We start from the raw sequence: 22,462 nt of genomic DNA on the forward strand, positions 1-22,462 counted from the left end.
TTTATAATGTAAGATATCTAATTCAAAAAAATTACAAAAGACATATTTCAGACAAAATCCTGTCAAGAATACGTCAAAAATCACCTGAATTTATTATGTAAGTATATTATACAATTCGATTAACGAATAAAACACTACTGAAATAGTGAAAAGGTAAATCGTATGAAGAAAGTTCTTTTGTAATTATTTAAAAAACTGACAATCTATATTTTCAGAAAGTACATAAACGAATTTATCTTTTTGTATTTCCAAATGATTGAATTGTTCGTTATGAAGTGAATTCATACAATTCAATCGATATTACGATATAAAAAATTATGAAGGAAGTGACTTTAGCATGGAAACGCTCGAATTGGCACGAATACAATTTGCATCTACAACGATTTTTCATTACTTTTTCGTTCCGCTATCTATTGGTTTAGCTTTTATCATTGCGTTAATGCAAACGTTGTATGTGGTAAAGGGACAAGAAGTTTATAAGAAAATGACAAAGTTTTGGACACAAATATTCCTTGTTAACTTTGCAGTAGGTGTTGTAACAGGTATTTTACAAGAATTTCAGTTTGGTATGAACTGGTCAACATATTCACGTTTTGTTGGTGATGTTTTCGGACCGTCACTGGCAATTGAAGGTTTATTAGCATTTTTCATTGAGTCTACATTCCTAGGTTTATGGGTATTCGGTGAGGATAAACTTCCGAAGCGGGTTCACCTTTTATGTATTTGGCTCCTCTCAATAGGAACAATGTTATCAGCATTTTGGATTTTAACTGCAAGTGCATTTATGCAGTCCCCAGTAGGATATGAAATGGCTGCAGATGGACGTGCGCAGATGAATGATTTCTTGGCGATTATTCAAAATCCACAACTATGGGTACAATTCCCGCATACAATTACAGCGGCACTGGCAACAGGTGCATTCTTTATTGCTGGTGTTAGTGCATGGAAAATTGCAAAACAACAAGAGACTGAGGTGTTTAAGAAGTCTTTCAGAGTTTCTATCGTTGTTGGAACAATTTCAACAGCATTGGTATTATTTTTCGGTCATGCACAAGCACAAAATTTAATTAAGACACATCCGATGAAAATGGCAGCAGCTGAAGCATTATGGAATACGAGTGAGGATCCAGCGCCATTCACAGTATTTGCAAAAATTGATACAGAGAAGAAAGAAAATTCATTTGAAATTCAAATCCCTTATATGCTAAGTCTATTGTCATACGATAAATTTAGCGGTCAAGTTGAAGGGATGAATCAAATTCAAAAACAATATGAAGAAAAATATGGACCTGGAGATTATATTCCGCCAGTACATACTATGTTCTGGAGTTTTAGAGCGATGGTAATGAGTGGAACATTCATGCTTCTTCTAGGAGCGTACGGCTGGTTCTTATCAAGAAAAGATCGTTTAGCTGAAAAAACTTGGTATTTAAAATTAATGGTATATGCAATTGCACTACCGTTTATCGGAAATACAGTAGGTTGGATTATGACTGAAATGGGACGTCAGCCTTGGGTTGTCTTCGGTGTTATGAAAACAGAAGATGCAGTATCTCCAAATGTTTCATTTGGAGAAGTATTATTCTCTCTTGTTTCATTCACATCACTATATGTAATTATTGGAGGCATTACGGTTTACTTATTCGTTCGTATCATTAAAGGACATGCGAATAAGAAAACGAAAAAGGATTATCAAAGCCATGATCCATTTGATAAGGAGGAAGAGTATGTTATCTCTTAATGAGTTATGGTTTCTAATTATTTCAACCTTATTCGTTGGCTTCTTTGTACTTGAAGGTTTCGATTTTGGTGTAGGAATCGTTTCAAGGTTTTTAGGAAAGAACGATTTGGAAAAGCGTATATATTTAAATACAATTGGACCGTTCTGGCACGCAAATGAAGTATGGCTTGTTTGTGCTGGTGGTGCTATGTTTGCGGCATTTCCGCACTGGTATGCAACTTTATTTAGTGGGTTCTATATTCCGTTTGTGTTTATGCTTCTTGCTTTAATTATAAGAGGCGTTTCCTTTAAATTCCGTGCGAAAATAGAAAACCATAAGTGGAAAAGTTTCTGGGATTGGGGCATGTTTATTGGAAGCATGCTACCTCCTATACTTTGGGGAGTTGCAATTGCAAACTTTATGACAGGTGTACCAATTGATGAAAGTAAAAATATGGTAGGCGGATTCATGAAATTACTTCACCCATTTGCATTACTTGGAGGAGTTATGTTTCTTCTTCTATGTATTGTTCATGGTTTGCAATTTCTTACTATACGTACAACAGGAAAATTACGAGAACGCGCACGTATTGCCGCAACAAAGATTGCGCCTTTTGCATTAATAACACTTCTTGCTTTTGCAGGTGTAGGGTTATGGAAAACAAATATTTTCACCGCACATGGTTCAGAGTGGCTAATGGTTCCGATTGGAGCTTTTGTAGCACTATTTGTTTCTACTCTATTAAATAAAAGAAGGAGAGATGGTTGGGCTTTCTTTATGACAAGTTTAACAATCATTTTGCTAAGTGCAAGTGTGTTCATCGGTATGTTCCCGCGTGTCATGATTAGCTCATTAGGAGCGGCGAATGATTTGACAATTTATAATGCGGCATCAGGACCTTATGCATTAAAACTGATGAGCTATTTTTCTCTTGCTATTTTACCGTTTGTTATCGGTAGTCAAATATGGAGTTTCTATGTATTTAGACAACCTGTTAAGTCAGACAAAGATTTGGAGTACTAATGAAAAGAAAAAGAGGACTTCCGTCGTATCCTGGTAGCCGAGTTTTATATGTAACTTTAAGTCTTATTAGCATTTTAGAGGCGTGTAGTATCATTGCACAGACAGTGTTTTTAGCACGAGCAATCACATTTTTATTTCATGGAGAAACAGTGCAAGCTGTGCTAAATGAAACTGTTTATTTTGGGATCACGTTTGCAGCACGCCAAATGTTAGTGCGAACATCACAAATATTGGTTGAGCGTTTCGCTGAAAAAACAGGATTGACATTACGTAAACAGTTAATAGAAGCATATTTTACATTAGGGCCGAGATTTGTCCAAACGAATGGAACTGGTCATCTGGTTACTTTATCGATAGAAGGTATTGAGAAATTCAAAACTTATATTGAATTAACAATTCCTAAAATGATTAGAAGTAGTATCGTACCAGGACTAATTGTTCTATATGTTTTTACACTAGACATTGAGTCTGGAATCATTTTAGTTGTAACGATTCCAATTGTGATCATATTTATGATCCTTCTAGGATTAGCAGCGCAGAAAATGGCGGATAGCCAATATGAGACATATCGTGTACTTTCTAATCATTTTGTAGATACGTTAAAAGGATTAGAAACATTAAAGTATTTAGGAAAAAGTAAACAGCACGAAGGAAAGATTGAAAAAGTAAGTAAACGATATAGAAAAGCAACGATGCGTACTTTGCGAGTTGCTTTTCTTTCTTCTTTTGCATTAGATTTCTTTACGAGTTTATCAATTGCATTTGTAGCAGTCGGATTAGGGATACGGTTAATAGATGGAACGATAATACTATTGCCAGCCCTTACGATTTTAATTTTAGCTCCGGAATATTTTCTGCCGATAAAACAAGTTGGAGCGAATTATCATGCTACATTAGATGGACAACTTGCAATGGAGCAAATAGAAGAAATTTTACAGAAACAAAAAGAAATAGAAAAGAAAGATTCAAATGTAGATATAGTATGGAATTCTTCCAGTAGCTTGAAATTACAAGATGTAAAAGTAAATAATGATGAATCTGAAAAGGCTATATTAGAGGGAATTGATTTTACTTGGCAAGGTAACGGTGCTATAGGCATTATTGGTGAAAGTGGGGCAGGGAAATCAACGCTAATCGATGTGTTAGCAGGATTTCTCCCTCCTTCGGATGGGAAGATGTTAGTAAATGGTGCGGAAATTGATGAATCTACTCGAGAAGATTGGCAAAAAAATATTGCTTATATTCCGCAACAACCTTATATTTTTCCACTTTCATTAAAAGATAATATTTGTTTCTATGAAACGAATACAACTGATGAAGAGGTTGAGAGAGTTATAAATGAAGTGGGCCTTCGTTCGCTCGTTGCATCATTACCACATGGGATGTACGAAAGAATTGGAGAAGGTGGACGTATGCTTAGTGGCGGACAAGAACAACGTGTCGCTATGGCACGTGCACTTTTAAGTAAAAAGCCAATCATTTTATTAGATGAACCTACAGCGCATCTTGATATTGAAACTGAATTTGAAATAAAGCAATCGATGTTACGTCTGTTTGAAGGTAAGTTAGTATTTCTTGCAACGCATCGTCTGCATTGGATGAAGCAAATGGATCATATTCTTATTTTAAATAAAGGGGAAATTAAAGAAAGTGGAACATATGAAGAACTTTTAAAGAATGAGACATTACATTTTCATAGGGAAGAGAGGGGAGAGCGATGAGTAACTGGATTAAACCTCATATACAGCAAAATAAAGGTAGAATGACGTTGACTATTTTCCTCGGGCTTCTTGGAGTTAGTTCAGGTGCGATGTTACTTTTTATTTCAGGTTATTTAATTTCTAAATCTGCTCTCAGACCAGAAAATGTAATGGTTGTATATGTTCCTATAGTTGCAACGCGTGCGTTTAGTATAGGGCAAGCTGTCTTTCATTATTTAGAGCGTTTAGTGGGGCATGACGTCGTTCTACGAATTTTAGAAAAAATGAGGACAAAACTATATAGAATTGTAGAACCACAGGCGTTATTTTTGCGCTCTCGATTTCAAACTGGTGATGTACTAGGTGTATTGTCTGATGATATAGAACATTTACAGAATCTATATTTACGTACAATATTCCCTAGTATATTAGCGTTAGTTGTATATAGCATTTTCGTAATTGTTATCGGTGCATTTGACTTAGTATTTGCACTTATCGCAGCTTGTATGTTAGCTGTTATCGTTTTTCTTATTCCATTCGTATCGCTACTTTTGATGAAACGACATCATGTTACTTTGAAGCGAGGAAGAAATCGTTTGTATCAGCAACTGACAGATGCTGTATTTGGGTTATCTGATTGGCAGGCGAGTGGTAGAAAAGATGAATTTATTAATGAGTATGTAGCGCAAAATGTCCAGTTGTTAAAGACAGAAAAGAGAGTGAAACGCTGGTACCATATTCGAGACAGTCTCATTCATTTAACAGTAGGTATTGTAGTTATTTCAATGATTATATGGACTGGAAATGCAGCGGCAAGTGAACAGATTGCACCTACAGTTATTGCAGCGTTCGTATTAATGACATTATCTGTGACAAATGCGCTTATCCCTATATCAGATGCTATCGATCGAATTCCATCTTATGTAGAATCTGCTCATAGGCTTAAAAGCGTAGAAAGTGATAGCGCTTTGGAGGATGCTAAGGAGTTACCTGAAGATAAAGATTACGTTGCACCAAAACATATAGATATTGAACTGAGTAATGTGTCGTATAATTACCCGGATAGTAATGAACCTGTATTAAAAGATGTATCATTGCAAATAAAGGCAGGAAAGAAAATTGCTATTTTAGGTAGAAGTGGCACAGGGAAATCTACTTTACTAAAATTGTTAACTGGGGCACTACGTCCGGTGAATGGCCATGTTCTATTGAATGGTGAACAAGCTCATACGAATCTCTTGTCAAAATATATTTCTGTATTGAACCAAAAACCACATTTATTCGATACGACAATTGGAAATAATGTACGAATCGGTAAACCAGAGGCTAATGATGAAGAGATATGGAAAGCTTTAGAGAAAGCACAACTAGCATCGCATATTACTTCTCTTCCAGATGGGTTGCAAACAAAAATGCATGAAATGGGAAAGAGGTTTTCTGGCGGAGAAAGGCAAAGGGTAGCATTTGCAAGAACTCTTATGCAAGAAGCACCGGTTATTGTACTTGATGAACCAACTATCGGTTTAGATCCTAAAACGGAATTAGCCTTAATAGAAACAATGTTTTCTGCAACAGAAGAAAAGACAGTTATTTGGGTTACACATCATCTTGTAGGAATTGAACATGTTGATGAAGTTGTTTTCCTTGATCGTGGTCAAATCGCGATGCAAGGTAGTCATGCACAGCTACTGAAAGAAAATGAGAAATATCGTAGGTTATACGAGCTTGATAAAGGTATATAAGAATGAAATGCAAAAAAACACAAATTCTTGATAGCTTAAGGTTTGTGTTTTTTTGTATTTGTGCTGAAATCATATAGGTCGTATAAGCTAGTTGATCATGAAATGGTTATATATTGTTAGAAAGGGTGTTTAAAACCTATCCTTTCAAGGCAATACTTGAGCCATAGTGAATGGATTGTTGGAAGGCGTGATTATATGTTTGAAGAGGATGGCATTGTTTTAATTATGGAGCCTGCTGATGAACGGAATATGAGGAAATTTATTTTTACAGTACCGAAGTCAGTTTATGAAAAAAAAGAGATTTTATTACATTACGGAACACCTTTAGGTCAAGGATATACGGACATTATAGAAGATATTATTAGTGTACATATAGAAATAGAAATAGTAACAGTAATAGGGCATGTAAGAGGATAAAGGAATGATAAGCTCCCCCAAAAAAACAGATGTACTTAAAAATAAGTATGTCTGTTTTCTTAGGTAAATGAAGATAATTGCGAGGTGAAAATGTATAAAATTAGTAGGAATAATTTTGGGACGAAAGGATCGAAGAAATAAAAATTCTTATTATGGAAATATGTTCGATATCGTTTGAAATACATGTTGAACAGGAGAATAATGATTTTTCTAGAATGTGTATAATGAAGATGAAAAAATAAGGTGTGCTGTGATAAGGTGTATAAGAAGAAAAATAAGTGCTTATAAATGTACAAAAGAACTATTATTAGTAGGAGGTAAAAATGAAGTTTATAAAAATAATGTTATTTTCAATTGTAGTTTCAATTGGTTTGATGGGATGCTCGATAGTAGAGGAAGGGAAGAACTCCATAGATTATGCTCAAAAAGCGACAGACTATGTGAATAAAATAAGTGCATTTGCAAATGAAGCGCCAGCATTAGCTGAAAAAGCTGTTAATGATGGAGAAGCTCGAAAAGAACTAGAAACGAAACTTACTGAAATTAAACAAGCTATACCAGCTTTTAATGAATTAACACCACCAGATGTAGCGAAGGATCTTCACCAGCAAATCGTAGGGTATAATGAAAAGTTAAATACATTAATTGATACATCTATGCAAAAGATAGAGGAAGGAAAAATGAATGTAGAGCAGTTTCAAAACTCTGAGCTTATGCAGACGATAGAACAAGTTCGTGATTTGAAAGATAAGGTTCAAAATTTAGGGCAATAACAAAAAGATCCGTTTATCATAAACGGATCTTTTTTGTTATTGTATACAATAGATGATTACACCAATGACAATAATAATGTTGCCAATGATTTTTCGTTTCGTTATTTTCTCCCCTAGGAAGTACCAACTGAAAATTAAAATGATGATATAACTTAATGATTCTAATGCAGATGCTTGTTTTAATGCCAAGCCTTTTAAGGCGATCACATTTAATCCGGCATTAATTACAAATAAAAAGTAGCCGATGATAACATAAGGGTTCACATATTCTTTTATTCTAGAATCGTATTGTTGTAAAGTAGCCTTTTTTAATAATATTTGTGAGTAATTGGCTAAAATTATCCCAAATATCAATAATAACATATAACTATTCATCTTTTGTCACCACCACAATTCCGACGATAATAATAGCTGCGCCAAGTATGTGATTCCACTGTATCGTATCTCCAAATAGGAATACTGACCAAAGCATGGACCATAGTATTATAATCCCACGGTGTGAATATGCTCTAGAAATTTCAAAATTCTTAATGACTTGTTGCCATAGAATTGCATATCCGAATAAAAGTACAACAAGTCCGAAGTAAGCAATAAAAAATGAAATTGATGCAATAGGGAATTGAGATGCCCATTTCATGTAAACCATAATGATAGAATATATCAAGAAGGCCACATGTAAAAATACATAGTTTTTAATAGTTGGTTTCATATATTCACTCTCTTTTACATTTATATACACGTATGTAAACTCGATGTATATAATCAATAGCTTCTTATTATATATAAAAGGCATATTGAAATGATTTTTGTTTATTCCTTCACATTCCAAAATATATAGTATCATGTCTTCTAATGTAAAACAATAGAAGGTCCTACGTAGCTATAGAGCTGAAAATAATAGAGGGAGTAGAGTTAGATTTTCCACTGTTCTATAATTTGTATCGTTTTATTTGTTGCATCCATCTCTACTTGAATACCTATTGGTAAAGTAATCATTGGATGAGTATGACAACAATCGAAATCGGCTAGAATAGGAATCTTTTGATTTTGTAGTACTTCTAGTAGTATTTCGTAAGGTTTTCTATTTGTACCACAATCATCAAATTGCTCATGTTTTCCAAGGATGATACCTGAAACTTTATCAAAAACGCCGTTAATTTTAAGTAATGAAAAACTTCTTTCGATAGTAGCTGCATCTTTTGAGCTATCTTCAATAAAGAGAATGTCACCTTCTTGAATATGTGGCATATAGGGGCTACCCCAAATACCTTGTATAGTGTTTAAATTCCCACCAATAATACGTCCAGTAGCTTTTCCACCAATTACTGAAATCCAATTGTTCGGTCGAAGATCTTTTTCTTTCGTTTTTTCTTCCCAATTAATAAATTCATCTGACCAAAATAACGGCTGGTTTATGTTGTAAGGAAGGTGTTGATCAGTTAATAAAGTATCCACAAAATATTTGTACGTGCAATCTACGAAAGGCTCAAATTCACCAAAAGAAGGAACGAGTGCTGGACCATAAAATGTAGGAATTCCTGTTTTTGCATAAATTCCTAGTAATAACGCTGTTGCGTCTGAATAACCAATCATTATTTTGGGATTTTGTTGAAATGCTTCATAATCGATATAAGGTAATAATGAATTAGAATTCATCCCGCCAATTGTTGACATAATGCAAGAAACTTTTTGGTTTCTAATCAATTCATTTAGCTCTTCAGCCCGCTCCTGAATACTTCCGGAACGATAATAATCATATTGACCTGTTAGTGAACCTTCTAATATACGAAATCCTTTCTTTTGTAAGTATAATTTTGCTCGCTCAAATCTCTTTGGAGAAGTATAGGTTACTGGTGAAGAGGAAGAGTAGATGCCAATTGTATCGCCATATTTTAATGCTTTTGGAAGTATCATTTGTATAAATCCTTTCTATTATATAGTGTTTTTCTGTTTGGATGTTATTGAATATTCTTATATTTCGTTGTTTTTTAGTGTAACACATATGAAAAAGAGAAAGAGGGTAGATGAATAAATATGCTTTTTACCTTGACGATATAAAGTAATTGTTGTTATGGTTAAACATGAGTGTATAAAAGGTTTGCTAAAGGAGTTTTAGAATGAAGCGGTTAAAATGGGGAAGATTAACAATCCTATTAGTAGTAATTTTGGGTATATGTTGGTTCTTTTTCCAAGGAGTTCAAAAGAGTGAAACAAATGTAGATACTCAGCCTTTACAAGTGGCAGAGCTACCTAAAACAGGGCTATCTGAAAAAGTAGTTCCACCAAAATATATACCACCAGAAATTGATGCAAAAGCAGCTATTATTATCGATGCGAGTAATGGAGATGTTATTTATCAAAATAATGAAAATGAAGCTGTTGCCCCTGCTAGTATGTCAAAAATGATGACAGCATATCTCGTTTTAGAGAGTATACATAATGGGAAAGTCCGCTGGGAAGATCCAGTGAAAATAAGTGCGAAATCGGCACAAACAGAGGGTGCAAAAATCCCAATGCAAGTAAATGATACATTAACTGTTAAGGACTTATATCATGCGTTAATGATTGAATCGGCTAATAATTCGGCTGTCGCTTTAGCAGAACATATAGCTAAGACGGAAAAAAACTTTGTTCAACTTATGAATGAAAAAGCCCAGCAGTTAGAAATGTCAGATAAAGCTAAATTCGCGAATGCTTCCGGATTACAGGAGCCCGACGGAAGTGAAACAAAAATGACAGCAGCTGACGTAGCGAAATTAGCGTATCATCTTATAAAAGACTATCCAGAGATATTAGAAGTGACTCACTTACGTCAAAGTCAGTTAGCATTTAATAATATTAATGTTACAAGCACAAATGAGATGTTAAACAAAAATAATAAAGCTTTATATATAGAAGGAATAGATGGTTTAAAAACAGGGTTTACGGATAGCGCAGGGTATTGTTTTACAGGTACTGCAAAACAAGGCGATAATCGTATTATTACAGTTGTTATGGGGACAAAAAGTAAAACAAAACGTTTTACAGAAACAAATAAATTAATGTCCTATGCATTTCAATTGCTTAATTAGGTGAAGAAAGAAGTAAATGAGATTGTTATAAAGTGAAACTATAATCAGTGGGGGGTGTTCATCCCCACTGATTATTAGTTGAACCAATCGGGCGTTTACGGGCAGTTGATCGCCCACCTAACTTCTTTGCTCCCGCTGAATTTTGAGGTGGGAGTTTTACTGCCCGTTAATGCGGGATAAAAATAAAACAGACAGTTTATTGAACCTTGATTTTGGTGACAATAAACTGTTTTTTTATTCTTTGACGTATAGGAAGTAAAAACTTAAGTGATATCATTTGAGTTTGTTTTTGTTTGTTGATATTATTAAGTTAAGAACTTATTATTAATAAGTTTAAGAGGCGTTATATGCTTCATACATATGATACTGCCTCAAATGAAAATTGGAGGGAATTGTGATGGCGAAAGATTTTTACTCAGCAATTGAAGACAGAAGATCTATTTACGCGATTAGTAAAGAGCAAGTAGTTTCTGATGAAAGAATTCAAGAAGTGATTTATCATGCTGTGAAACATACACCTTCGGCTTTTAATTCTCAAAGTGCAAGAGTTGTTGTATTACTAGGTGAACAACACGACAAATTATGGGACGTTACGAAAGAAACGTTACGAAAAATTGTACCTGAAAATAATTTTGCACCTACTGAAGAGAAAATGAATGCATTTAAAAATGGCTATGGAACAGTTTTATATTTCGAAGATAGTAAAGTAGTAGAAAGTTTGCAAGAGAACTTTGCACTATACAAAGATAATTTTCCTACATGGTCTCAGCAATCTTCTGGAATGTTGCAATTTGCGATTTGGACAGCATTAGAGATTGAAGGTTTTGGTGCTACACTACAGCATTATAATCCGTTGATTGATGAAGAAGTAAGGAAAGAATGGGATGTACCTGGAAACTGGAAGTTAACTGCGCAAATGCCATTTGGTAAACCAGCAGTTTCTGCAGGAGATAAAGAATATCAGCCATTAGAAACTCGTGTGAAAATCTACAAATAAAATAAAAGGTGAACAGAGATATAATCTGTTCACCTTTTTATACATGGTAAGAGTTTGTATGCTGAATTGTTTTCATCTGCTCTTTTAATTCGTTTTTCCTTGTTTCAATAGTCGTTACCTTTTTAAATGTTGTAAACGATAATAAGTGAGTAAGAGCATAGTAAAGTTCGATATTATTATTTATGTGATCATCTATTATTTTTTCCACAAATGCAACTCCTCTTTTCATGTGATTATACATATTCTATCAATGAAACCCTAATAATTCCATATTTAGTAGGGGAAAAATAGTCAATTGTGTTTTTGGGGGTGTGCGTGAAATCTTACAAATCATCACTTTGTTTAAAATCATACATAGTATAGAGAATTCACTTTCTTAAAATATTATACTATTGATAAATAAAGTGTTTTTTGTCATGATAAGAGTGTGCCTCATAAAAAAAGAACTTTCTAGAAAAACATATTGTGTTTATGTATTAGATTAATGGAATTTCTATACTAGATGAAAAGTGTAAAATCTATATTGGAATAACGTATGGAATTTTAAATTTTGATGTAATACATAAGGAATTTGAAAAAATCGTTGCAAAAACACACAGTTTAATGGTAAAGTTCACATGAAGTTCACACGGAAGTCACTTCAATCGTTTAAAATAAACGACGTGTGAAAAATAAAACTCTTGCTAAAAAATGGAACTGGATGAATATTTTACTTTGATAATATTGTAAAGTACTAAGTTTATAGTTTTTCTCAAGAGGATAGTAGGGAAAGGAAGTAAAGACAACTTATGAAAAAAGTAATCGCAGGTTTAGCAGCAGCATCTGTAGTAGGCGTAGCAGTTCCAGGAATGGATTCTGCTCATGCACAAGTTTCAAATGATGCGCTAAAAGAAATTAATGGACAAACACAAACTCAAACGACTGTAACTGAAACAAAAAAGGTAGAAACAACTTCTGAATTAAAATACACAGTAACAGCTGATGTATTAAATGTACGTTCAGGTGCTGGTACAGGACATAACGTTATTTCTAAAGTAAAAGCAGGTCAAGTACTTCAAGTAATTGGACAAGAAAACGGTTGGTTCAAAGTTAGTGTAAATGGTCAAACAGGTTATGTAAGTGGGGACTTCGTAACAACTGGTGGCAATAAAGGAACTACTGTTCAACAAGGAACAGGTACTTACACAGTAAACGTTTCTTCACTTAACGTACGTACAGGCCCAAGCGCGTCTCATACTGTTTTAGGTTCTGTAAATAAAGGTAAAACAGTTCAAGTTGTAGGTGAAGTTCAAGATTGGTTTAAAATTAACTTCAATGGTGGAACTGGATACGTAAGTAAAGACTTCGTAACAAAAGGTGGTTCAGCTGTATCTAACGAAACACAGCAACCAACTACAAACAACAACAACAATACTACTACAGTTCAAACTGGTGGTTCATATGTTGTTAACACTGGTGCTTTAAAAGTACGTACAGGTCCAGCTACATATAACCCTGTAATTGGTGGGGTAACAAACGGTACAGTATTAAACGTTACTGGTGCTGAAAATGGTTGGTATAAAATTAACCATAACGGCCGCACAGGTTACGTAAGTGCAGACTTTGTTAAGTTTGTAAAAGGCGGAGTGAACAATGTAGTTACTGGTGGTAACCAAGGTTCTAACCAAGTAGAAAAACCAACAGCGCCAACAGGTGGAGATACATCTTCAATCGCTGCATTCGCTAGATCTTTAAATGGTTCACCATACAGAACTGCTGGTACAACACCTGCTGGTTTTGACTGCAGTGGATTCATTCACTACGTATTAAATCAAACTGGTCATAAAGGCGCTCGTCAAACAGTTGCTGGATACTGGAGCTCTAAAACAAAGACTAACAGTCCACAACCAGGTGATTTAGTATACTTCCAAAATACTTATAAATCAGGTCCTTCTCATATGGGCGTTTACTTAGGTAACGGACAGTTCATCAGTGCAGAAACTGACGCAACTGGTGTACGTATTAGTTCTGTAAGTAACTCTTACTGGAGCAAGCATTTATTAGGTTACACAAAAGCATACTAAGAAAAAGTAGTTTATATACTTTTCGTATAGAAAAAGGCTTTCCAGGGAAACTTGGGAAGCCTTTTTATAGTTAAATAAGTTGGAAGTATAGTAGTTTTATTTTAACTTCCCATGTAAAAATCGATCGTATAAGTCATGGAAATAGTTAGGACGAAATAAGTTTGCTGCATGCCCTGCTAAAGGTATTTCCTTATATAGAACGTTTGGAAGAATAGATTTTAAATCGAATAGACAAGATTTATAGAGATGATCATGTTCACCCATTACCCATAGTATAGGGTGGGGAAGTGATTTTAATTTAGATTTCAAATCGACTTCCAACCGATGTCGTAATGATTGGGCAATAATTGATGAATGTAATTGTAATCCGAAACGATAGTAAATATTTCTTGAAATGACTGCGAACGGATTCGCTTTTAATATGCCACTTGGAAAAATGGTATTTGCGTATTGAGAGAGCCATTTAGAGTATTCGTCTCCTCGCTTCTCCCAAAATTTCTGAAAAACATTATATAAACGGGAAGGGTTATTATAATGTCCACCAATATGACAAATGCTCAATACTTTTTCTGGATGCATTTGTGCAAATGTCGTAGATATATAACAGCCATAGCTTAGAGCACAAATATGAGCCTTTTTAATCCCCTCTTTTTCATACAAGTTCAATAATTGATCTACGAGGCGCTGTATTGAAAAGTCGATAGCTTCTCCTTTATCGTCGCCGTGACCTAATAAGTCATAAGTGATAATGTTGTAGGAGGCAGAAAATCGTTTATGTTCTTTTTTGAAGGCGCGGCGATTTCCGACTAATCCATGAATAAAAATGATTGTTTCCTTTTCGGAATGTTTATTTGTTTGCAAAAAGGATACTCCTTTCAATGCTGGAGATTTATATAGTATTTTAAATTAGCTAATTGATAAAATCAGTTATATATTTTCTATGCGTAGTCTATAATTCACATAGAATAATAATAAGTACCAGGTAATAATATCAGATATTTACACTTGTTGTAAAGATGAGTTTATATGTATATTTTGTAAAAATAGAAAAAGTGTGTTTACATTCAGTTTACATTTGTATTGTATTCTAGTTTTAGAAAGAACAGTTTTGTTTATAACGAGGAGATGAACGACAATGGAAGTTAGGAATACAGAAAAGAAAAAAGGGAATTGGAGGCAGTTTTTACGTCTCATTCAAGATACAAATCCACCGAAAGGCATTCTTATTTTTGCATTAATAATGAGCTTACTTTCCACTGGAGCGAGTTTGTTTATTCCAATGCTGACAAAAGGTTTAGTTGATAATTTTTCACTTTCTTCAATCAGTACGGGACAAATTGTTGGATTAATTGCATTCTTTATTATTCAAACAATTGCTGCAGGGTTGTCTATTTATTTACTGAATTATATTGGACAAAAAATTGTGGCGGGACTTAGGGAACGATTATGGAAAAAGGTACTTATTTTACCAGTGTCTTATTATGATCAAAATAGAACGGGAGATACAATTAGTCGTATGACAAATGATACAGGTGTTGTTAAAACATTAATTTCTGAGCATTTGTCAAACTTATTAACAGGCGGTATCTCAATTATTGGGTCATTAATTGTATTATTTGTTTTAGACTGGAAAATGACAATTTTACTTTTAACGGTCATTCCATTATCGGTACTAATTTTAGTTCCACTTGGACGGAAAATGTATAAGATTTCAAAAGCGCTTCAAGATGAAACAGCTTCGTTTACAAGTGTGTTAACACAAGTGTTATCAGAAATTCGTTTAGTGAAATCTTCAAATACGGAAAAAAGAGAATATGAAACAGGGAATACAGGTATCCAAAAATTATTGCAATTTGGTTTGAAAGAAGGAAAAGTGCAAGCATTAATTTCACCAGTTATGTCGTTTGTTTTAATGGCATTACTTGTTATTATCGTGGGGTATGGCGGGATGCGAGTTTCGAGTGGTGCATTAACAACAGGTGAACTTGTAGCATTTATTTTGTATTTAGTTCAAATTATTATGCCGATGAGTCAGTTATCTATGTTCTTTACTCAGTTCCAAAAAGCAATTGGTGCAACCGAAAGAATTAATACGATTTTAGAATATGAAGTAGAAGATCATGAGACAGGTATGAATGTTACAAATGCGAAGCAGTCGATCGTTATTGAAAATGTACATTTTGAGTATAACGAAGAAGAGGAAATCTTGAAAAATATCGACTTCACGATTGAATCTGGAAAAGTAACAGCGATTGTAGGACCAAGTGGTAGCGGAAAAACAACTTTATTCTCGCTGTTAGAACGTTTTTATGAGCCAACTAGTGGTTTCATAAAATTAGGGAAAGAACCAATTACAGCATATTCATTACAGTCATGGCGACGTCAAATTGGTTACGTTTCACAAGATAGTCCGTTAATTGATGGAACGATTCGTGATAACATTTGCTACGGTGTTGAGGGTGAAGTGACGGATGAAGAAATTGAAAAAGTAGCGGCGATGGCGTATGTTGATGCGTTTATTCATGATTTACCAAGTGGATACGCAACAGAAGTTGGAGAGCGTGGTGTGAAACTTTCTGGAGGGCAAAGACAACGAATTGCGATTGCGCGTGCTTTACTTAGAAATCCACAAATTCTTATGTTAGATGAAGCAACTTCAAGTCTGGATAGTAAATCAGAGTCTGTCGTTCAAAAGGCGTTAAATAACTTAATGAAAGGTAGAACGACTTTAGTTATCGCACATAGACTTTCTACCGTAGTAGATGCAGATAAAATTATCTTTATTGAAAAAGGAAATTTGACAGGTAGTGGATCTCATGACGAATTATTACGTACACATGACATGTATCGTGAATTCGCAATGCAGCAATTGAAAATTAAAGAAGGTGCCTTATAGAATGAAAACAATCAGTGAGGGAGCACTTCACTGATTGTTGATTTTTGAGAGTTGTAATAAGTATGTTAAGCAGAAAGGATATGATTCCTTGATACCTAAAATATTAATTGTAGATGATGATCCGCACATTAGGGAGCTTGTTACTCTATTTTTGGAACGAGAAGGTTTTCAAACATATGAGGCGGTTGATGGACTTGATGCTCTTCGGAAAATAGAAGAAGTGAAAATCGATATGGCGATTCTTGATATTATGATGCCGAATATGGATGGATTTGATTTATGTTATGAATTAAGAAAATACTATGATATCCCGATTCTTATGCTAACTGCCAAAGGGGAAACGTCTCAAAAAGTAAAAGGATTTCACCTTGGAACAGATGATTATCTTGTAAAACCATTCGACCCTATAGAACTAGTAGTAAGAGTAAAGGCATTACTGAAACGTTACCAAATTACAGTGTCGCAATCTATTCAAGTGGGTAATGTATTGTTAAATCGTAAAACATTTGAGGTGAAAGTTGGAGAACAAACGGTTACACTACCGCTAAAAGAATTCGAGTTGCTCTTTACATTAGGGTCTAAAGCTGGAAGAACGTGTTCAAGAGAGCAATTAATTGAAGACGTATGGGGATATGATTTTGAAGGGAATGAACGTACATTAGACGTTCATATAAATCGGTTACGTGAAAAGTTTGAAGAAGAGCGATCAAAGTTTAGTATAAAGACGATAAGGGGCTTAGGGTATCGCTTAGAGGTAAGTAAATGAGAAGAAGAGAACGAATGAGTAAGTTGAAGATGTTGAAAGTAATTGGAGCGGTAATAGCACTCTTTTCTTTTCTCACTATAATCTGGTCTATCGCATTTTTTGTATCATCTAGTGTATTGAAAGCTCTTGAAATAAACGTATCGCCTTTTGTTACTTTTCTAATTAGTGACATGGTCGGCTTTGTATTTATTGTTCTTATTTGGACATTGATCGGAATATTAATGAGACCAAAGCGAGAAGCAATGATTTGGACTATTATTGAACCGATACAAAAAATTGCAAAAGGAGACTTCTCCGTAAAAATACGAAATGAAGAAAAGTATGATGGAGAAATTGGTGTACTCGTAAAAAGTATAAATGATATGACAGAAGAGCTTAATGCAATGGAGAAAATGAGGCAAGAATTTGTATCGAATGTTTCTCATGAAATACAGTCACCTTTAACTTCTATAAAAGGGTTTGCTAGAGCGCTACAAGAGGATAATCTTTCAGACGAAAAAAGAAAGCACTACCTTACCATTATTGAAACCGAATCAACGAGATTATCTAAATTAAGCCAAAATTTATTGAAACTAACCCTTTTGGAATCGGAAGAGTATGTACCAGAAAGAGTTACTTATCGATTAGATCAACAGTTAAAACAAATTGTGTTAAATAGTGAACCGCTTTGGGTTGAAAAAGGAATTGAGCTAGAACTTGAATTAGAAAAAGTGCATATTACTGCCGACCAAGAAAGTATGAGTCAAGTGTGGATTAATTTAATTCATAATAGTATTAAATTTACTTCAAGTGGTGGCACGATTACAATTCAGTTAAAAGAATACGAGACATTAGTGGAAGTACGTATTCGTGATTCGGGAATTGGGATATCAGAGGAACAGAAGCAGCATGTTTTTGAACGTTTTTACAAAGCAGATTCTTCACGGAATCGCGCTCATGGAGGTAGCGGATTGGGATTGGCGATTGTAAAAAAAGTAGTAGATCTTCATCAAGGGGAAATTAAAGTTAAGAGCACGGAAGGAAATGGTGCGGAATTTATTGTACGTATTCCTTATTATAAAGAAAAACAGTGTTAGGGAAGTTTCCGCATGCCCATCAACCTAAAGAATCAAAATCCCCCATAACTAAATTTCTATTCATTATTGACTACTGACTACTGATTAATGATGGGTTATGTTAATTAGAATATTTCAGATTGTTAAAGAGTACATTTGAAAAATAGGTTTAAGTTGATGATTTTATAAAATAAAAGAAGGCGTTCCATATTTGGAATGCCTTTTCTTGATGTTTTGTTGCTAATGTGGGTTGTTAAGTTATTTATCTTCGCTTAATTCTCGTTTCTTCTTGATGAGGAGTAATTGGTGCATTTGAAATATGGTGGAGGAACAAAGAAGGGTACACATTGGATATTCAACTTCGTAAAAAACGAGATCATCAGGCTGCATATGCCTTTATGAAAAGACACCTATTAAAGAAATTTCCCTAGTTATTAAAATTTGCCAAATCCTTTTCTTACATAAGTATTAATTGATATGCCTATTTTAAAAAGGGTACATCTAATATTTTTTATGAATTAGTTTAAATATGGAAAAGAAAGGGATTTTATGTCTAATATAAAAAAATTGACACTTTTTGGGTTAATTGGTATTACAATGGCCTTTTTTGGAACGGTACGAAGTGTGCCGACTCTTTCAATTACTGGTTGGACCCAAATCTTCTATATGTTGATAGCTGCGTTTGCATTCGCTCTACCTATTGCGTTAATGTCAGCTGAGCTTTCTACAGCTTTCCCTGAAGAAGGTGGACCTCAAGTTTGGGTGAAAAATGCATTAGGTGAGAAATGGGGATTTGTCACCTCATGGTTATTATGGGTTCAAATGTTTTTTGGGATGGTAATGGTTGCGTCAACTGTTGGTATTCTATCGGGTTACGTTATTAATAAGCCAGAACTATCTTCAAACAACTACTTTATTTTTGCCATAATCTTAATTTCATACTGGAGTGTGACTTTATTAAACCTTAAGTTTGATATGGTAAAAGTTGCGGGTAACTGGGGCGCTGTTATTGGTGTGTACATTCCGTTTGTCATTCTTGTTGTTCTAGGTGTCATTTATATGATAAAAAACGGGATTCAATCGAATAGTTATTTAGGCGGCTTTAAGCCAAGGGATCTTATTCCTAATTTTAAGGACTTAGGAAGTTTAACTTATTTATCAGGAATTATCTTTATTTTTGCAGGAGTAGAAATTTCGTCTGTACATGCAAATAATATTGATAATCCAAAACGTAACTATCCAATTGCTGTTATCACTTCAGTAATTTTATTAGCAATTTTTAATATCATTGCTGGGTTAACTGTTTCAAATGCGGTACCAAAAGGTAAATTGGAGCTTGCGAATATAACACAGCCATATATGATTTTCACTAAAAATCTAGGGATTCCATCTATCTTTGTTAACATTATTTCTTTAATGATTTTAATTGGGGTTTTAGTTCAGCTAAGTGCATGGGTACTTGGACCAAGTAAATCTATGATTAAAGTGGCAGATGAAGGGAATTTGCCGAAGTTTTTTCAAAAGAGAACAGAGAAAGATATTCCAATCACTTTTGTGATGATTCAAGCAATTGTAATTTCATTAGTATCTATCTTATATATAGTAGTTCCAGATGTAAACAGTGCATTCTTAATAATAACAATTACAACAACAATTTTGTATTGTGTTGTGTATTCTTTAATTGCTATTTCAGCTGTTCGCTTGCGTTATACGATGCCAGACGTTAATAGACCATTCAGATTAGGGAGTAAAGGGAATGGATTAATATGGACGGTCTCTATTCTTTCAATGATAAGTATTGTTTTTACGATTATTGTAAGTATTATTCCGCCATCTATTTTAAAGCCAAGTCAATATACTGGATATGTTATTTATCAAGTGGTCGTTACATTAGCAATGATTGGTATAGCACTTATCATCAACAAATTTAAAAAACCAGAGTGGAAGAAAGATAATAGCTCACCTGAGAATATAAGGAAATCAAGCTAAAGCACAAATAAATATCTGGTACGTATTCTTTAAGTTTTGTTATCAAATGAGCTGGCTTATTTGATTAACAGTGTTTTATATCCCGTTTTTGATGGCAAATATTAATTTATGTGTGAATTTTTTGTGCAGAAAAAACCAAAAAATAATAACGTATTTTGTATCGAGGTTACTTAGGGAATATTTGTGATAATTTGGAGGAAATGAAAAATGAACTATAAAATACCGGATATTAATTTAAAAGCATTATTCTTAGGTGATAAAGGTGAAAATGCCGATTTATTTAAAGAGCTGTTAATTAAAATGGTAGATGAACATGTAGGTTGGCGTCAAAATTACCAACCACAAGACCTACCAGTTATTACTCCGCAAGATAAAAGCTCGAAAAATTTCGTAGAAACTGCTGACCATATCCGCAGTGTAATGGATGTGTTATCTTCAAAACTTCGTACCAATTCATTACCATGGCATTCGGCAGGGCGGTTTTGGGGACATATGAATTCAGAAACATTAATGCCGGCTATTATTGCATATACAGCTGCAATGTTATGGAATGGGAATAACGTGGCGTATGAATCTTCTCCAGGCACTTCTCAAATGGAAGAAGAAGTAGGGCATGAATTTGCTGCTCTTATGAGTTATAAAAAGGGTGAGAGTTGGGGGCATATTTGTGCGGATGGTTCTATTGCTAATCTAGAAGGCCTTTGGTATGCAAGAAACATGAAATCCCTTCCTTTAGCGATTAAAGAAGTAGCTCCTCAATTTGTAGAAGATAAATCAGAATGGGAATTATTAAATATGTCTACAGAAGAAATTTTAGATATTTTAGAAAGAATACCTGGAAAAATTGATGAAATTAAAGCACATTCTGCGCGTAATGGTCAACATCTACAAGAGCTGGGCAAATGGTTGATTCCACAAACTAAACACTATTCTTGGCTAAAATCAGCGGATATTATTGGTATAGGCCTTGATAATGTGGAAACAATTGATGTTGATCATAACTATCGCATGGACATTGATAAACTTGAAGAAAAAATCCGAGAATTAGCTGCAGAAAAAATACCTATTCTTGGTGTGGTAGCTGTTATTGGTACAACAGAAGAAGGACAAGTAGATCGTATTGATAAGATTGTTGCGTTGCGCGAAAAATTAGCGCAAGAGGGTATTTATTTTTACATTCATATAGATGCTGCTTATGGCGGGTATGCTCGAGCGATTTTCTTAGATGAAAACAATGAATTTATTGACTATAACAAAATCGATGAAACATATGTAAAATATGGTATTTTCAATTCGAAAAATGAATGGTTGACAGAAGATATTTACAATTCTTTCAAGGCAATAGACCAGGCTGAAACCGTTACAATTGATCCACATAAAATGGGGTATATACCATACTCTGCGGGTGGGATTGTTGTAAAAGATATTAGAATGCGTGATGTAATTTCTTACTTCGCAACATATGTGTTTGAAAAGGGAGCTGATATTCCTGCATTACTTGGTGCATATATGCTTGAAGGTTCTAAAGCAGGGGCAACTGCAGCCTCAGTTTGGACAGCCCATAAAGTATTACCATTAAACGTGACTGGTTATGGTAAATTACTAGGTGCAAGTATTGAAGGAGCTTACCATTTTTATCATTTTTTACAGGATAAACAATTTAAAGTTGGAGATAAAACTATTCATGTTTATCCATTAACAAAGCCTGATTTTAATATGGTTGACTATGTATTTAATGAAGAAGGGAACACAAGTTTAGCAAAAATGAACAAATTAAATCATGATTTTTTTGGTCAATCTTCTTATGTAAAAGGAAATATATACTACAATGAATTTCTTACTTCTCATACAGACTTTGCTATCCCTGATTATGGAAATAGCCCACTTCCATTTGTGAAAAGTCTTGGATTTAGTAAAGAAGAATGGGATAAGGAAAGAAAAGTAACAGTACTACGAGCTTGTGCATTATCTCCGTACGCTCATGATAAAGATGTATTCGATGAATACGCTAATAAGATTGAAAGCGCAATTCGAGAAAAACTTGAAATAATTTACAATGTGAAAAATAAAAGTAATGATGAATCTGTTTAAGGTGTAGTATACGATAAACGTTGAAGAAGCGCAGCGCAGTAGTTATAGATACAATTGCTGAGAGTAATATTAATGGTACAATCTGGGCGGCAATACGATTAAGAATGGTCCTTATGTATTTTTTAGACATAGGGACCTTTGTTTTCAGACACACTAAA

19 protein-coding genes and 1 pseudogene are annotated in these 22,462 nt (G+C 34.2%); 15 read left to right on the top strand and 5 right to left on the bottom strand.

Going from position 1 to position 22,462, the window contains the following annotated elements:
- Nucleotides 1-337 precede the first annotated feature (337 nt).
- From cydA to FT637_RS10270, 6 genes are all read left to right on the top strand, one after another.
- Nucleotides 338-1,741 (top strand): cytochrome ubiquinol oxidase subunit I, encoded by a 1,404-nt coding sequence (gene cydA / locus FT637_RS10245; protein ID WP_193646165.1) that lies wholly within the window; start codon nucleotides 338-340, stop codon nucleotides 1,739-1,741.
- Nucleotides 1,728-2,744 carry a cytochrome d ubiquinol oxidase subunit II gene (gene cydB, locus FT637_RS10250; RefSeq protein ID WP_193646166.1) on the top strand — a complete coding sequence of 339 codons (1,017 nt, stop codon included), beginning with the start codon at nucleotides 1,728-1,730 and terminating at the stop codon, nucleotides 2,742-2,744. The genes cydA and cydB overlap by 14 nt, the downstream gene beginning before the upstream one ends.
- Nucleotides 2,744-4,465: a thiol reductant ABC exporter subunit CydD gene (gene cydD, locus FT637_RS10255; protein WP_193646167.1), complete on the top strand. Its 1,722-nt coding sequence runs from the start codon at nucleotides 2,744-2,746 to the stop codon at nucleotides 4,463-4,465. Before cydB ends, cydD begins: the two co-directional genes overlap by 1 nt.
- Nucleotides 4,462-6,186: a thiol reductant ABC exporter subunit CydC gene (cydC, locus tag FT637_RS10260; RefSeq protein ID WP_193646168.1), complete on the top strand. Its 1,725-nt coding sequence runs from the start codon at nucleotides 4,462-4,464 to the stop codon at nucleotides 6,184-6,186. Before cydD ends, cydC begins: the two co-directional genes overlap by 4 nt.
- 195 nt (nucleotides 6,187-6,381) lie before the next feature.
- The gene (locus tag FT637_RS10265) at nucleotides 6,382-6,603 is read left to right on the top strand and encodes a hypothetical protein (RefSeq protein ID WP_193646255.1); all 222 of its coding nucleotides are present in this window, start codon (nucleotides 6,382-6,384) and stop codon (nucleotides 6,601-6,603) included.
- A 323-nt stretch (nucleotides 6,604-6,926) separates the two neighbouring features.
- Nucleotides 6,927-7,376: a DUF6376 family protein gene (locus FT637_RS10270; protein ID WP_193646169.1), complete on the top strand. Its 450-nt coding sequence runs from the start codon at nucleotides 6,927-6,929 to the stop codon at nucleotides 7,374-7,376.
- A gap of 36 nt (nucleotides 7,377-7,412) precedes the next feature.
- Here the strand turns inward: FT637_RS10270 and FT637_RS10275 are convergent, their stop codons facing one another.
- The 3 genes from FT637_RS10275 to FT637_RS10285 form a co-directional block, all read right to left on the bottom strand.
- Nucleotides 7,413-7,751 (bottom strand): EamA family transporter, encoded by a 339-nt coding sequence (locus FT637_RS10275; RefSeq protein ID WP_002165951.1) that lies wholly within the window; start codon nucleotides 7,749-7,751, stop codon nucleotides 7,413-7,415.
- Nucleotides 7,744-8,085, bottom strand: coding sequence for an EamA family transporter (locus tag FT637_RS10280; protein WP_002086172.1), 342 nt, complete (start codon nucleotides 8,083-8,085; stop codon nucleotides 7,744-7,746). The genes FT637_RS10275 and FT637_RS10280 overlap by 8 nt, the downstream gene beginning before the upstream one ends.
- Before the next feature lie 203 nt (nucleotides 8,086-8,288).
- A complete protein-coding gene (locus tag FT637_RS10285; protein WP_193646170.1) occupies nucleotides 8,289-9,290 on the bottom strand; it encodes a S66 peptidase family protein in 1,002 nt (333 codons plus the stop codon).
- Between the two features lie 203 nt (nucleotides 9,291-9,493).
- Here FT637_RS10285 and FT637_RS10290 point away from each other — a divergent pair, with 203 nt between their 5' ends.
- Nucleotides 9,494-10,447 carry a D-alanyl-D-alanine carboxypeptidase family protein gene (locus tag FT637_RS10290; RefSeq protein WP_193646171.1) on the top strand — a complete coding sequence of 318 codons (954 nt, stop codon included), beginning with the start codon at nucleotides 9,494-9,496 and terminating at the stop codon, nucleotides 10,445-10,447.
- Between the two features lie 397 nt (nucleotides 10,448-10,844).
- A complete protein-coding gene (locus FT637_RS10295) occupies nucleotides 10,845-11,444 on the top strand; it encodes a nitroreductase family protein (protein WP_033718182.1) in 600 nt (199 codons plus the stop codon).
- 37 nt (nucleotides 11,445-11,481) lie between these two features.
- Here FT637_RS10295 and FT637_RS10300 read toward each other — a convergent pair whose 3' ends face one another.
- A complete protein-coding gene (locus FT637_RS10300; RefSeq protein ID WP_193646172.1) occupies nucleotides 11,482-11,652 on the bottom strand; it encodes a hypothetical protein in 171 nt (56 codons plus the stop codon).
- A 580-nt stretch (nucleotides 11,653-12,232) separates the two neighbouring features.
- Between FT637_RS10300 and entFM the strand changes: the two genes are divergently transcribed.
- On the top strand, nucleotides 12,233-13,507 hold the full coding sequence (entFM, locus tag FT637_RS10305; RefSeq protein ID WP_193646173.1) for an enterotoxin EntFM: 1,275 nt from the start codon (nucleotides 12,233-12,235) through the stop codon (nucleotides 13,505-13,507).
- 96 nt (nucleotides 13,508-13,603) lie between these two features.
- On the opposite strand, the gene FT637_RS10310 is transcribed toward entFM, so the two are convergent.
- Entirely contained in the window at nucleotides 13,604-14,368 is a 765-nt protein-coding gene (locus FT637_RS10310; RefSeq protein WP_193646174.1) for an alpha/beta fold hydrolase, read from the bottom strand.
- A 274-nt stretch (nucleotides 14,369-14,642) separates the two neighbouring features.
- On the opposite strand from FT637_RS10310, the gene FT637_RS10315 reads away from it, so the two are divergent.
- The 6 genes and pseudogenes from FT637_RS10315 to tdc all read left to right on the top strand — a co-directional run bounded on the left by FT637_RS10315 (nucleotide 14,643) and on the right by tdc (nucleotide 22,304).
- Nucleotides 14,643-16,403 (top strand): ABC transporter ATP-binding protein, encoded by a 1,761-nt coding sequence (locus tag FT637_RS10315; RefSeq protein ID WP_193646175.1) that lies wholly within the window; start codon nucleotides 14,643-14,645, stop codon nucleotides 16,401-16,403.
- Nucleotides 16,404-16,491: 88 nt separating this feature from the next.
- Nucleotides 16,492-17,169, top strand: a complete 678-nt coding sequence (hitR, locus tag FT637_RS10320) for an envelope stress response regulator transcription factor HitR (RefSeq protein WP_193646176.1) — start codon at nucleotides 16,492-16,494, stop codon at nucleotides 17,167-17,169.
- On the top strand, nucleotides 17,166-18,245 hold the full coding sequence (hitS, locus tag FT637_RS10325; RefSeq protein ID WP_193646177.1) for an envelope stress sensor histidine kinase HitS: 1,080 nt from the start codon (nucleotides 17,166-17,168) through the stop codon (nucleotides 18,243-18,245). Before hitR ends, hitS begins: the two co-directional genes overlap by 4 nt.
- A gap of 314 nt (nucleotides 18,246-18,559) precedes the next feature.
- A pseudogene (locus FT637_RS10330) lies at nucleotides 18,560-18,649 on the top strand (IS6 family transposase); the annotation flags it as partial.
- A 124-nt stretch (nucleotides 18,650-18,773) separates the two neighbouring features.
- On the top strand, nucleotides 18,774-20,213 hold the full coding sequence (tyrP, locus tag FT637_RS10335) for a tyrosine-tyramine antiporter (RefSeq protein WP_193646178.1): 1,440 nt from the start codon (nucleotides 18,774-18,776) through the stop codon (nucleotides 20,211-20,213).
- A gap of 207 nt (nucleotides 20,214-20,420) precedes the next feature.
- Nucleotides 20,421-22,304, top strand: a complete 1,884-nt coding sequence (gene tdc, locus FT637_RS10340) for a tyrosine decarboxylase (protein ID WP_193646179.1) — start codon at nucleotides 20,421-20,423, stop codon at nucleotides 22,302-22,304.
- The last annotated feature ends 158 nt before the right edge of the window (nucleotides 22,305-22,462 follow it).

Origin of the sequence: Bacillus cereus, from assembly GCF_015071065.1 — a bacterium.
Classification (GTDB): domain Bacteria; phylum Bacillota; class Bacilli; order Bacillales; family Bacillaceae_G; genus Bacillus_A; species Bacillus_A cereus_BA.